This window comes from Geojedonia litorea (assembly GCF_042654525.1).
In the GTDB taxonomy this organism is placed as follows: Bacteria; Bacteroidota; Bacteroidia; order Flavobacteriales; family Flavobacteriaceae; genus Geojedonia; species Geojedonia litorea.
Map to the genome: position 1 here is coordinate 589073 of NZ_JBHSGP010000014.1, position 13270 is coordinate 602342.

Annotated in this window: 14 protein-coding genes; 5 read left to right on the forward strand and 9 right to left on the reverse strand. The window is 35.0% G+C overall.

The window, feature by feature from the left end; translation table 11 throughout:
- Nucleotides 1-72: 72 nt before the first annotated feature.
- From accB to pdxA, 5 genes are all read right to left on the reverse strand, one after another.
- Entirely contained in the window at nt 73-555 is a 483-nt protein-coding gene (gene accB / locus ACFO5O_RS10615; protein ID WP_387963575.1) for an acetyl-CoA carboxylase biotin carboxyl carrier protein, read from the reverse strand.
- A gap of 29 nt (nt 556-584) precedes the next feature.
- Nucleotides 585-1580: a beta-ketoacyl-ACP synthase III gene (locus tag ACFO5O_RS10620; protein ID WP_387963577.1), complete on the reverse strand. Its 996-nt coding sequence runs from the start codon at nt 1578-1580 to the stop codon at nt 585-587.
- Nucleotides 1581-1757: 177 nt separating this feature from the next.
- Nucleotides 1758-1961: a 50S ribosomal protein L32 gene (rpmF, locus tag ACFO5O_RS10625; RefSeq protein WP_119030348.1), complete on the reverse strand. Its 204-nt coding sequence runs from the start codon at nt 1959-1961 to the stop codon at nt 1758-1760.
- A 9-nt stretch (nt 1962-1970) separates the two neighbouring features.
- On the reverse strand, nt 1971-2513 hold the full coding sequence (locus ACFO5O_RS10630; protein ID WP_387963579.1) for a YceD family protein: 543 nt from the start codon (nt 2511-2513) through the stop codon (nt 1971-1973).
- A gap of 74 nt (nt 2514-2587) precedes the next feature.
- Nucleotides 2588-3634 carry a 4-hydroxythreonine-4-phosphate dehydrogenase PdxA gene (pdxA, locus tag ACFO5O_RS10635; protein ID WP_387963581.1) on the reverse strand — a complete coding sequence of 349 codons (1047 nt, stop codon included), beginning with the start codon at nt 3632-3634 and terminating at the stop codon, nt 2588-2590.
- A gap of 117 nt (nt 3635-3751) precedes the next feature.
- On the opposite strand from pdxA, the gene ACFO5O_RS10640 reads away from it, so the two are divergent.
- On the forward strand, nt 3752-4342 hold the full coding sequence (locus ACFO5O_RS10640; protein ID WP_387963583.1) for a riboflavin synthase: 591 nt from the start codon (nt 3752-3754) through the stop codon (nt 4340-4342).
- Here ACFO5O_RS10640 and ACFO5O_RS10645 read toward each other — a convergent pair.
- On the reverse strand, nt 4339-4476 hold the full coding sequence (locus ACFO5O_RS10645) for a hypothetical protein (RefSeq protein ID WP_387963585.1): 138 nt from the start codon (nt 4474-4476) through the stop codon (nt 4339-4341). The genes ACFO5O_RS10640 and ACFO5O_RS10645 overlap by 4 nt on opposite strands.
- Before the next feature lie 698 nt (nt 4477-5174).
- Between ACFO5O_RS10645 and glgA the strand changes: the two genes are divergently transcribed.
- The 4 genes from glgA (at nt 5175) to ACFO5O_RS10665 (ending at nt 8603) form a co-directional block, all read left to right on the forward strand.
- On the forward strand, nt 5175-6377 hold the full coding sequence (gene glgA / locus ACFO5O_RS10650; RefSeq protein ID WP_387963587.1) for a glycogen synthase: 1203 nt from the start codon (nt 5175-5177) through the stop codon (nt 6375-6377).
- Nucleotides 6378-6382: 5 nt separating this feature from the next.
- The gene (locus ACFO5O_RS10655) at nt 6383-7651 is read left to right on the forward strand and encodes a glucose-1-phosphate adenylyltransferase (protein WP_387963589.1); all 1269 of its coding nucleotides are present in this window, start codon (nt 6383-6385) and stop codon (nt 7649-7651) included.
- A 77-nt stretch (nt 7652-7728) separates the two neighbouring features.
- Nucleotides 7729-8160: a hypothetical protein gene (locus tag ACFO5O_RS10660; RefSeq protein WP_387963591.1), complete on the forward strand. Its 432-nt coding sequence runs from the start codon at nt 7729-7731 to the stop codon at nt 8158-8160.
- Between the two features lie 83 nt (nt 8161-8243).
- Entirely contained in the window at nt 8244-8603 is a 360-nt protein-coding gene (locus ACFO5O_RS10665; RefSeq protein WP_387963593.1) for a hypothetical protein, read from the forward strand.
- 86 nt (nt 8604-8689) lie between these two features.
- On the opposite strand, the gene ACFO5O_RS10670 is transcribed toward ACFO5O_RS10665, so the two are convergent.
- From ACFO5O_RS10670 to ACFO5O_RS10680, 3 genes are read right to left on the reverse strand one after another with little or no spacing between them, the layout of a single operon-like run.
- Nucleotides 8690-10108, reverse strand: a complete 1419-nt coding sequence (locus ACFO5O_RS10670) for a TolC family protein (RefSeq protein WP_387963595.1) — start codon at nt 10106-10108, stop codon at nt 8690-8692.
- 10 nt (nt 10109-10118) lie between these two features.
- The gene (locus ACFO5O_RS10675) at nt 10119-10790 is read right to left on the reverse strand and encodes an ABC transporter ATP-binding protein (RefSeq protein ID WP_387963597.1); all 672 of its coding nucleotides are present in this window, start codon (nt 10788-10790) and stop codon (nt 10119-10121) included.
- A 24-nt stretch (nt 10791-10814) separates the two neighbouring features.
- A complete protein-coding gene (locus ACFO5O_RS10680; RefSeq protein WP_387963599.1) occupies nt 10815-13250 on the reverse strand; it encodes an ABC transporter permease in 2436 nt (811 codons plus the stop codon).
- Nucleotides 13251-13270 lie beyond the last annotated feature (20 nt).

A 13270-nucleotide genomic window follows, 5' to 3' on the forward strand; every position in this document is an offset into this window, starting at 1 on the left:
AAAATTTCAAATTCCAAGCTCCAAATTCCAAAGACTGGATTTTGAGATTTGTGTATTGGAATTTTTAAATTGTTATGATGGATCTACTAAAAATAGTGGTTGATCAAATTCTACTGGGGAAGAATCATCAACTAAAATCTTCACAATTTTACCTGAAACCTCTGATTCTATTTCATTAAATAGCTTCATAGCTTCAATGACACAAAGCACATCTCCCGCTTTAATAGAACTGCCTACTTCAACAAACATTGGTTTGTCTGGAGCAGGTTTGCGATAAAATGTACCAATGATTGGAGATTTTATGGTAATATATTTTGAATTTTCATCTGACGCAGGTTCAGGACTTGCTGCTGGTGCTTGTTGGGCTTGTTGTACAGGGGCTTGCGCTGCTACTGGTGCATTGACAGGAATTTGTTGCACATAGGTTGTGCTTTCTCCACGATCGTCACTCCCTGTTCTAATGGTGATTTTAATGTCGTCCATTTCCAATTTAACCTCACTGGCCCCTGATTTTGCGACAAATTTGATTAAGTTTTGAATTTCCTTAATATCCATATTAAATTATTTATTAGTTAGTTTATTGTTTAGGAATTATAAGCCCAAGTTAGATAGATCGACCCCCAGGCAAATCCACCGCCAAAGGCAGCAAAAATAAGTTTATCTCCTTTTTTAAGTTGATTCTCGTAGTCGTTTAATAGTAACGGTAAAGTAGCAGATGTAGTATTGCCATATTTTTGAATATTCATCATTACTTTTTCTTCTTCTAATTGAACTCTATTAGCCGTGGCTTCAATTATACGCTTATTAGCTTGATGTGCTACCAACCATGAAATGTCTTGTTTGGTTAAGTTATTTCGTTCCAATATTTTTTCAGTCACGTCTGCCATATTGAAAACAGCATTTTTAAACACTGTTTTTCCTTCTTGAAAAACATAATGCTTGCCTTGAGCAACTGCCTCTGGGGTGGATGGATATGAAGATCCACCATAGGTAGCTTGTAAAAATTCTCGCCCAGATCCATCACTTCTTAAATATTCATCATGCAATCCGTAGCCTTCCTGACTTGCTTCAAACAAAACAGCACCAGCCCCATCGCCAAAAATTATGCAAGTGGCTCGATCTTCGTAGTTTATCATAGATGAGTTTTTGTCGGCACCTATGAGCAGTACGTTTTTATATTTGCCCGATTCAATATACCGAGCTGCTACTGACATTCCGTATAAAAAACTAGAGCAAGCAGCTTCTAAATCAAACGAAAATGCATTTACAGCCCCAATATTAGAAGCAGTAAAAGCTGCGGTAGAGGCAGCTTTCATATCGGGTGTTGCGGTTGCAACAATTACTAATTCAATAGATTTTGGGTCAATTCCTTTTTTATTTATAAGGTCTTGAGCAGCATTAATTGCCAAAAAGGAAGTCCCTTTTCCCTCTTCCTTTAAAATTCTGCGCTCTTTGATACCAGTTCGGGTTGTTATCCACTCATCATTGGTATCTACCATGGTTTCTAAAATCTGATTTGTCAATACAAAATCAGGTAAATAAGCCCCGGTTGCGGTGATTGCAGCTGTGATTTTACTCATTGTGTGCGTTTAGTTTTACCAAAATAGACGAAAAAACGTCAAAAAACAGCAAATTTTAATGAATTTACTAAATTTTGGTTAGATAATGTGCAAATTAAGTTGTTTTTGAGAGATTGAGAAATTAATCATAAAAAAAACGCCCATAAATGAGCGTTTTAATATATGCATGCATAATAATTATGCTAAATTTTCTTCTTTTTCAGAATTATCAATCAATACTTGTCCTCTGTAGTACAATTTACCTTCATGCCAATGTGCTCTATGGTAAAGATGTGCTTCTCCTGTAGTTGGGCAAGTAGCGATTTGCGGAACCGACGCTTTATAGTGCGTTCTTCTTTTATCTCTTCTTGTTTTTGACGTTTTTCTTTTAGGATGTGCCATTTTATATGATTATTTATCCGTTAATAGTTTCTTTAATGTATTCCAACGAGGATCTATGTCCTCTGATGATTTCTCTTTTTCTTCTAAGTCTTTAGGACTCAATTCTTCTAACTTTTGAAGTATTTCTGATTTTAACGTTCCGTTTTCAACACCTGGATGTATACGTTTAGCTGGAACAGATAATATGATTAGCTCATAAATGTATTGTGCTATATTAATTTCGTATTCACCATGCGGAACAATCAGGATATCGTCATGCTCATCATTGTAGCTATCACCAAACTTAACCACCAAATCAAAAGTTCCAATTACGTTTTGATTATACGGTTCGTTTGAAATATCACAATTAACATTCACGCTTCCTGAAATTTTAAAATGTAGCTCTAAAAGCGTGGTTTTTTTTTCAAAAACCAACTCTGTTTTTACGCTTACATCATTAAAATCATCATACTCAAAATGTTCAAAGAACGTTTTATCAATTTGATAATCAAAATGGTGCTTGTCTAATTTTAAACCTATAAACGGTATTGTAAACTCCTTAAGCGGCTTCATAACTCGCATTCATTTTGAGCCTGCAAATATATAAATTTTATATTTATATAGCAGTGTTATTCGCAAAAAAATGTTTAAGCCTTTCTAGATGCTTTTTTGAGGGGATTTTTTGAGATATCAGCATATTCATTCCGATTTCTAAAAATTTGAATTGCAGTAAAAACGGCTTCTTTAAATGAACTCTCATCGGCCTCTCCTTTACCGGCAATTTCATAGGCGGTACCATGATCTGGAGAAGTTCTAACTTTATGAAGACCAGCCGTATAATTGACCCCTTGACCAAAAGTTATGGTTTTAAACGGAATCAATCCTTGATCGTGATAGGAAGCAACTACAGCATCAAAGTTTTTGTAATTATTTGAACCAAAAAAACTATCAGCCGAATAAGGCCCGTAGACTAATTTACCTGATTCTTTAATTTTTAATAGTGTTGGGCGTAAAACAGTATCATCTTCATTTCCAATAACCCCATTATCTCCTGCGTGAGGGTTAATACCTAGCACGGCAATTCTAGGCTTGTTTATTTTAAAGTCTTTTACAAGCGAACGATAAATAGTGTCAACTTTGGTGGTGATAAGTTGCTCGGTGATGTGAGCTGGAACATCTTTAACTGGAACATGGTCTGTTAAAAGGCCTACTTTTAAATGATCGGTAACCATAAACATCAAACTATTCCCTCCTAATACCTTTTCTAAATAATTAGTATGCCCCGGAAAATTAAACGTTTCTGATTGAATGTTATGCTTATTTATTGGTGCGGTAATTAAAACATCAATATTGTCATCTTTTAGCTTTTGCGTGGCTTTTTCAAGTGACTTTATCGCATAGGTGCCAATATTTTGGTCTTCCTTCCCAAATTCAATAGTGACATTCTCCTTCCAAACATTAAAAACATTGATTTTACCTTCAACTATAGGATCTCCTTCGTTAATGCCATGTAAATTTACCTCACTATTAAAATGTTTTTTAAAAAATGACATCGTTTTAATTGAAGCAAATATAACTGGAGTGCAGAACTCAAGCATTCGAGAGTCTTCAAAGGTTTTTAAAATAATTTCGGACCCTATCCCATTTAAATCACCTACAGAAATCCCTACTTTTATCTTTTCTTCTTTTTTCATTTGCTTTATAGTTCCTTTTTAATTCAAAAGCTTGGCCAAGTCGTGCATAAAACTTTTTTTATACCTTATCTTTGATGCAACATTTAACGTTACAAATTTAACCAATTATTCGACATTATGTTTACAGGAATTATTGAAGATTTAGGGCTTGTTACTGCATTAGAGCAGGAACGCGAAAACTTGCATATTACCTTAAAAAGCAAACTAACACCAGAATTTAAAATAGATCAAAGCGTTGCACATAATGGCGTTTGTTTAACTGTAGTTGCTATAAATGAAGACGAATATACCGTTACTGCAATCAAGGAAACTTTACTAAAAACTAACCTCTCTAAATTAAAGATTGGAGATGCTGTTAATCTTGAACGCGCCATGAAATTAGTTGATCGGCTCGACGGACACATCGTTCAGGGCCATGTTGATCTAGTTGGGACATGCACTTCTATTAAAGAACAGCAAGGAAGTTGGTTAATTAGTTTTGAATATGGCTCCGATTCTAAATACACAACAATTGAGAAGGGCTCAATCACCATAAACGGTGTTAGTTTAACCGTGGTCGATTCTGGTATAAATTCATTTCGTGTTGCTATTATTCCATATACTTATGAAAATACAACATTTCAGTATTTGAAAATAGATGAGTTGGTAAATCTCGAATTTGACGTTTTAGGTAAATATATTCAGAAGCTTTATGAGAGTAGAGTCTAAGTGCCTTGTTTGCTCTTGATACCGTAAACCAAGGCTGCGATTAGAACCACAGGTATAGCGCCATCGATAGGAAGCCCTGGCGGTGGTGGTGGTGATGGCGGAGTAGGTAACCCTTCACTGGGTCTTTGGGCCATGCATACAAAACTTATTAATACAAATAAGATTGAGGCAAATAATTTCTTGTTTTGTATTCTCATTTAATATCTATCGCATAAAAACTATAGGCATCTTATGTTATTAATAGAGAAATTTAAAATTGTAGTGTCAACAAAAATTTTAAATCCTTCTCCTATAAAACTTCAACACATTTAAAATAATCGGTTTTCTAGCTAAATTATTTTAAATTAACCATTGAATCCTGTCCGTAAAATTATAAAAAAAAGCGAGCTTACAAAATTAAAACGCTAAAAAACATCCATAAAATGCAAAAATCATCGACAAAGCGTTAATATTGTTGTCGATTATCGATGATTCATTCGTCCTTCAAATATACATTCTTTTGTTTGTACATTTTCTAATTTAGGTTAAATAATTGTTAGCAAGCAAATTATCTCGTCATATTGCATACGCAAAAAAAACATTTATAGTTTTCCTGCAATTTAAAATCTTAAATTAATTAGCGCTTTGTAGTCTTTTTCTTATAATAATTAAAACCCTAATTGATTTTAATTTATATCTTATGTGACCAATAGTTATTGACTGTTTATTAACATCTAGTTAACTATTAAATTTTATTTAAATTTTATTATGCAATACATATAGTTTTTAATAAAAAGGTTTTAACTTTATGTAAAATCACAATTCTAATCCCTTATTTAAGAAATCAAATTCTATGAAAGCTCTTTTATATACAAGAGAATTTCCACCTTATGTTTATGGCGGAGCAGGTGTGCATGTTGAATATTTAGCCGATGAATTATCAAAATTAATAGACGTTGAAGTGCGCTGTTTTGGAGATCAAGATGTTCAGAAAGGAAACCTAAACGTAAAAGGATTTCCTTATAATAACCCGGCATTTGATCATACCAATGAAAAACTTAAGGCCATTATGCAAACTTTAAGCACTTCAATTTATATGAATGCTGATGATATTGATGCCGATATTGTACATTGCCATACTTGGTATGCACAATTTGCAGGCATTATTGCCAAATTATGTTATGGCATCCCTTTAGTTGTTACGACACATTCACTTGAACCCTTGCGACCGTGGAAGCGGGAACAGCTTGGCAAAGGCTATGATGCCTCTTCGTGGATTGAAAAAACAGCTATTGAAATGGCCGATGCCGTGATTGCGGTTTCAAAAGAAACCAAACAAGATGTACTTACCCATTTTAATGTAAGCGAAGATAAAATCAAAGTGATTTATAACGGTATTAATCTGCAGGAGTATGCCGTTACCGAAAAAACCTCAACTTTGGAGGCTTATGGTATCGACAAAAATAAACCGTATGTATTATTTGTTGGTCGCATCACACGTCAAAAAGGCATTATTCATTTAGTAAATGCAATTAAATATATAGATCCAGAAACTCAAATCGTGTTATGTGCTGGAGCTCCAGACACTAAAGAAATTGGTCTAGAAATGGAGCAAAGCGTTAATGCTGTCAAAAAAGAGCGGGATAATGTGATTTGGATTGCCGATATGTTACCCAAACAAGACGTAATCCAATTATACTCTCATGCCGATGTGTTTTGTTGCCCTTCCATTTATGAGCCCTTTGGTATTATAAACATAGAAGCTATGGCCTGTAAAACAGCTGTGGTAGCGAGTGCTGTTGGAGGCATTAAAGAAGTGGTTGTAGATGGTGAAACTGGTATTTTGGTACCCTTAGAACAACAAACTGTTGCGCCATTTGAACCGGTAAACCCTGAACAATTTTCTAAAGATTTGGCCCAAGGCATCAACAGTATTATAAATAATCCTGCACTCAAAGAAAAAATGGCCAATAATGGCCGTAAACGTGTTGAGGACTATTTTGATTGGGCTGCAATTGCTAAACAAGTAGAAGAATTATATAACTCATTAATTTAAGAACAATGATTAACGACAAAGTTATAAGTATCATATTAGGTGGAGGACAAGGGTCTAGATTGTACCCATTAACCGAATCGAGATCGAAACCAGCAGTACCAATTGCGGGTAAGTATCGTTTGGTTGATATCCCTATATCAAATTGCATAAATTCAGATATTAAACGCATGTTTGTATTGACGCAGTTTAATTCGGCGTCCTTAAATAAACATATCAAAAACACCTATCATTTTAGCTTTTTCAGTTCGGCGTTTGTTGATGTCTTGGCTGCCGAACAAACCATGACTAGTGGCGATTGGTTTCAAGGCACAGCTGATGCGGTTAGACAAAGTATGCATCATTTTTTAAATCATGATTTTGAATATGCTCTCATCCTCTCTGGCGACCAATTGTACCAAATGGATTTTAACCATATGCTCAATAAACATATTGCTAGCGGTGCTGAAATCTCCATTGCCACAATTCCTGTAAATGCAAAAGAAGCAACGTCCTTCGGAATTTTAAAAGCCAATGAAGAAAGTATTATTACCTCATTTATTGAAAAGCCCGCAGCAGAGCTTTTACCAGATTGGGTTTCGGGAGTGAGCGATGACATGAAATCTAGTGGTCGTGAATATTTGGCCTCCATGGGTATTTATATTTTTAATAAAGATTTGCTTGTTGAGCTTATGAAGGATAAAAGCACCAATGATTTTGGTAAGGAAATTATCCCGCAAAGTATCGAAAAACATAAAACCTTAAGTTATCAGTTTGAAGGCTACTGGACCGATATTGGTAATATCGACTCCTTTTTTGAAGCCAACTTGGGGCTAACAGATAATATCCCAAAGTTCAATCTATATGATAAGTCGAGACGCATTTACACTAGAGCTCGTATGTTGCCAACTTCAAAAATATCGGGGACACATCTCGATAAAGCCGTAGTTGCCGAAGGTTGCATTATTCATGCCGCCAAAATTGAAAAATCAGTTATTGGTGTTCGCTCCAGAATTGGCAAGGAGTCAACCGTCATAAATACTTATATGATGGGTTGTGATTATTATGAAACCCTAGAAGAGATTGAAAACTATAAGATTAGCATTTTAATGGGTATTGGTGAGCGCTGCTTTATCAAAAACACCATTATTGATAAAAACTGTCGCATTGGTGATGATGTACGCATTAATGGCGGGCCTCATCTAAAAGACACCGAAACCGACACTTATGCAGTCAGGGAAGGCATCGTGGTCATCAAAAAAGGTGCGGTGATTAAGAGTGGGTTTATTATAAATTAAGCGTTGCTTTTGTTTATAACTAGTTCTAGCGAATGCATTCGGCTTCGCTAGAACGTCCTGCATTTGAAAAACGTCCTATGAAAAATTTATTTTTTGGAAAAACTCTTATGTTTTTAATGACAATCCTAATATTTGGTTGCGGAAATACAACAATGTATGACGTTTTTAAAAACGAAAATATTCCACTAGAATTAAATGGAAAAATAATTGATATTGACCACTACAAAGGCAGAAATACTATCCTAACTGTTAGAAATAATACTGGAAAAAACTCGGGAGCTTTTGACAAAAGATTTTATGAATTAGTCCGACTTTGGGATTCATTAAAGAAAAAACCATATTCGAACAAATGCCTTATTATAAGAAATGACAGTGTTTTCTTTTTGGATTGTTATGTGTTTGAGGGAATTTTGAAAGACTCATTTCCGAATTTGAGTAAATGGGATGAAAAAATAAAGGGGAAATGGATTTCTAAAAACAATGCAGAAATTAAAAAACTTATTGAGTAATAAAATAAAAACGCAGTACAACATATAAAGCTTCTGAAAATCCAATGAAAGTTTACGGAAAATGCAAAAATTGTAAAGGCGAAATGGGATATTCTACTAATGCGAATACTCGTGTCGAGTTTGCTATGCAAGACGGAGAAAATAAAACCCTGACTTGCAAAAATTGCGGAATCAAAATAGAGTTTATAGTAGATGAACTTTACGCCAAAGAATCTAAAATTGCTCAAATTGGAGCTGGATTGATATTTTTAATCGGAACGCCGATTATGTTACTTTTTGTTAGTCCCATTTTTTCGGAAAGTAGAGCGCATTATGTGATTTATGTTGTTAGTGGATTTTTACTGATTCCTGTTATAGTTTACGGAGTTATTAAAAAACAAGACCGAGACAGAGTAAATTCCTTTAACAGAAGTAAGTTAAAAGGCCGAATCCATAACATTTGACAAAAAACATGTTGCACAACACCAATTATAATCCATTACTCACAAAAAGCTAAACCAAGAATCTTTAACTTTGACTTGTTTGGCACTTAAATATTCCCTTTATAGTATTCCAATAATTTTACCCGAAGAATATATTCATATTTTACATTGTTAAGGCTAATTTGGGCGTTTTCGTGGTTGTTTTTACTTATAATATAATCTACACTGGTGTTTGCGCCATTATTAAATCGTATTTCATTAATACGTAAAGATTCTTGATAGGCTACAACTTGTTCTTCCAAAACCTTAAAACGTTCATAGGCCGTAATCATGTCATTGTATGTTTGCTCAATTATGGTATGCAGTTCTAATTTGGTTCGGTCTAATTCTACAGACGCCTGATCTTCTTTTATTTTTTCTAAAGCCACATTGTTCTTCGCTCTAAAACCGTTAAAAACAGGAATAGATACGGCAAGCCCAACTACGGTATTTAAGTTATTATCAAATTGATCTCTATATGAAATATCTTCAGGAGTGAATAGGTTTTTTTCAGTAAATACTGAATAATCCTGTCCGTTCACCGTTACAAAGTCTCCAGTATCCTCAATTATTGTTCCGCCCTGATTAAACACTTTGGCCGCACTAGAGTAATTGGTCCCTAGATTAGCAAAGAACGACACTTGTGGCACATACTGCGATCTTGCCACAGCCACACCTTTATGAGCGGCATTCAGTCGGTATTCATCTGCTTTCACACGAGCTAAATTTTTAACGGCCAAATCGTAAACTTGTTCAAAAGATTCACTATAAACATTAAACTCCAAAGGCATGTCTAGGGTTGCTATTTCTAGGTCTATTTTGGTGTTGAGTAGCTGCTTTAAATTTAATTTAGCATCCTGATAATTGTTTTTTGCCGCCATTAAATTGGCTTTATCATTGGCCATTTGCCCTTGAAAATCTCTATACTCTGCCGGATTTCCCATCTCGGCATCATAAAGTGTTTTTAAACGCTCGAGTTGTTTTTCGGTGCTTTCAATTCTGTTTTCGGCTAAATTGAGCAGATCGCGGGTATTCATCACCTGTAAATAGGTCAATGTCACATTCAAAATCAGGTTTTGTCTGGCTTCTTCTTGCTCCATTTCAGAAGCTAACAAATTAAATTTTTGCTGTTTCCACGAATTTATAAGTCTAAAACCATTAAACACAACAGCGTCTAACGACAAGCCTGCATTAGAAAAGGTAAGCTCTTCATTGATGTAACTATTCGTAAACGGATCTATACTTCTACCAGTAGATTTTCCAATATTATAATTCCCGTTTAATGATGGCAAAAGCGCATTCTTGCTTTGTCTAAAATTGATGTCGGCTGATTCGGTTCGTAAGGTTGAAGATTTTAGATCAAGATTATTATTTAAGGCGATTTCAATACAGTCTTGTAGGCTTACGGTCGCTTTATTTTCAGCTTGACCCAAAGCAAGCGTAGTATTTAGTATTACTAGTATTGAAAAGATAAATTTATGACACATTGTTTTTATTTTAGTTAATTCGATTACGCATGCCATCTAGCAAGTGGATAATTTTTGAGCCATAGCTAGCATTTATATCAGAGTGCGTTGCTTGAATGATTGTAACACCGTCGTTATTGAGTTCTTTAAACAAATCCATTATTTCCTCACTTTGCTTGGAGTTGAGGTTTCCTGTGGGTTCATCGGCCAAAATCAATTTTGGTTTGGAAATCAAAGCGCGTGCAATGCCAACAAGCTGTTGTTGTCCACCACTTAATTGTTGAGGAAAAAGATCTTTTTTGCCAACAATATTAAATCTGTCCAACATATCGGCAACAAGTGCTTTGCGTTCAGAGGATTTTATGTTTTTGTACAACAACGGCGTTTCTATGTTTTCGTAAACGGTTAACTCATCAATTAAATGATAAGCCTGAAATACAAAGCCAATATATTCTTTATAAAGATTTGCACGATGTTTTTCCTTTAGTTCATGTACGGGTTCATTTAGAAAGTCATAGGTCCCTTCATTAAAGGTGTCTAACATCCCAATAACATTGAGTAGTGTTGATTTCCCAGACCCTGAAGGTCCCATGATTGAAATAAACTCTCCTTCTTTTACTTCGAGATTAATGTCTTTAAGAAGAAAAACCCGTCTACTTCCCGAGTTCACCCATTTATAAATATTCTTAAGTTCTAATAACATTCTTTAAGTTTTTAGGTCGGTTAATTATTCTGTTCTCAAGCTTTTCACTGGATTAGAAATAGCAGCCCTAATAGCCTGAAAACTTAAGGTTATCAATGCAATAAGTAGCGCTATAAGCCCTGTTAAAATAAAAACCCACAAATTGATGTCTATTTTAAAAGCAAAATCCTGCAACCACTTATTCATAAACCAGTAAGCAATTGGTGTAGCAATCACAAATGAAATAAGCACAAGCTTTATAAAATCTTTTGAAAGCATCGTTACAATTCCAGAAACCGATGCTCCTAACACCTTGCGTATCCCTATTTCTTTAGTGCGCTGCTCTGCAATATAGGTGGCCAAACCAAACAATCCTAAACACGCAATTATAATTGCCAAAATTGAGAATGTTAATGCTACTCTTCCAACGCGCTGTTCTTGTCGATACATATTATCGAATGACTCATCCATAAAACGATAATTAAATGGCATACCTGGAGCCATTGCTTTATACTTGTTCTCAATCACATCCACTAATCCGCTAATATCAGCTGTTTGAAACCGAAAAACCGAAACCCAACTATTATTTCCTAATATGAAGCTTAATGGCCCTACGTTTTCACGAAGCGATTCATAATTGAAGTTCTTAACGACGCCTATAACTGTGTAAGGTATCAAAGGCTCATTAGTAGTAAATGAAGTATATAATTTTTTACCGATAGGGTTTTTAAAACCGGCAGACTTTACGGCACTTTCATTAAGTATGATGCCTAATGAATCTGAACCAAATGCTCTCGAAAAATTTCTACCTTCTATGATTTCCATTCCCATAGTTGGGATGTAATCATAGTCAATATTCCAAAATTGCATATTGAATCCGTTTGACTCGGTCATAACCGTTTCGGTTGAAAATGTATTATCAGACCTTGAGGAGTCCCCAACAGGGAGGTAGCCTCCAAAAGACGCCGATTTAACATCGGTCAACTGGGCTATTTCAGACTTCAAAGACTCTCGGGCTTGTCGTGGTAACCCAGAATTTTCCACCACTAAAACCTGCTCCTTATCAAACCCAATTTGGGTGTTCTGAATATGGTTCAGTTGCTGATAAATAACGATTGTACCAATAATGAGGATAATGGATGTTGAAAATTGAAACACCACCAAGAAGCTTCTTAAGTTATTCTTACTGGCTCCAGAGCTTATTTTTCCTTTTAAAACTTTTACAGGCTGAAATGAAGATAAGAAGAACGCTGGATAAACACCGGCCATGATACCAACTACAAATGGCAACGCTAACAACACAACCAGGTATTCAGGCTTAAACAGGCTAGAAATCAACATCTCTTTATTGGAGATAGAATTAAACCAATCTAAAGACATCCACGCAAACCCTATTGCACAAATTAAAGCAATAAAAGCAATTAGGGTTGATTCTGTCAAAAATTGCCAAATCAAGGCTTTTTTTTCAGAACCAAGTACTTTTCTAATCCCCACTTCTTTAGCTCTTCCTGACGATCGGGCCGTAGTTAAATTCATGAAATTTATGCACGCTATAAGCAGAATAAAAAGTGCCGCCGCCGAAAAAATATAGACATATTGTATATTTCCATTAGCTCCCAATTCTACTCCTCTTGAAGACTTTAGGTGTATATCTGTTAAGGGGAATAAGGCGTATTCTAGTTTATTACCACTTTTTTCAAAGGCCTCCATACTTTCTACTTTCATGAAATGAGAGGCTTGAGGTAAAACATACTTCGCAATAACTTTAGGGAAGTTTTTATTGAATTCTTTATAATCAACACCAGGTTGTAACACTATATAAGTGTGAAAATTATGACTCAAATAATTACCCATGTCGTAACTTATATTGGCCATGGAAAAGAAGAACTCATAATTAAAATGTGAGTTTTTAGGCATGTCCTGAATAACGGCAGTTACATTGTAGAGTGTACTGCGATTATCATCTGTTTCTAGTGTTTTACCTATAGCATTGTCAGGGCTGCCAAAATATCGTCTTGCAGCAGATTCTGTAATTACAACAGAGTTAGGTTCTTTTAGTGCGTCTTTGGTATTGCCTACAATTGATGGTAGGGTAAAAACATTAAACAAGGTTGAATCAGCATGTGTTACTCTCAACTCGTTTATGTATTCATCCCCTTTTTTAATTAGTTTAGAACCACTTGAACTGTAAAGTCTAGTGGATTCTTCAACTTCGGGGTAATCTTGTTTTAATGTTGCTCCAATTGGATCAGAGCTAACGGCCATGATCAGGTCGGTACCACCAAACCTAATATCAGAATGAATACGATAAATTCTATCTGCTTTGTCGTGGTATCGGTCATAGCTTAATTCATCGGCTACATACATAGCAATAACGATAAAACATCCAAGACCTAGGGCCAATCCAATAATGTTTATGGCTGTAAACCCTTTATTCTTAAAAAGGTTTCTTAATGCTATTTTGAAATAATTTTTTATCATGACAATTGTTTTTTAATTGA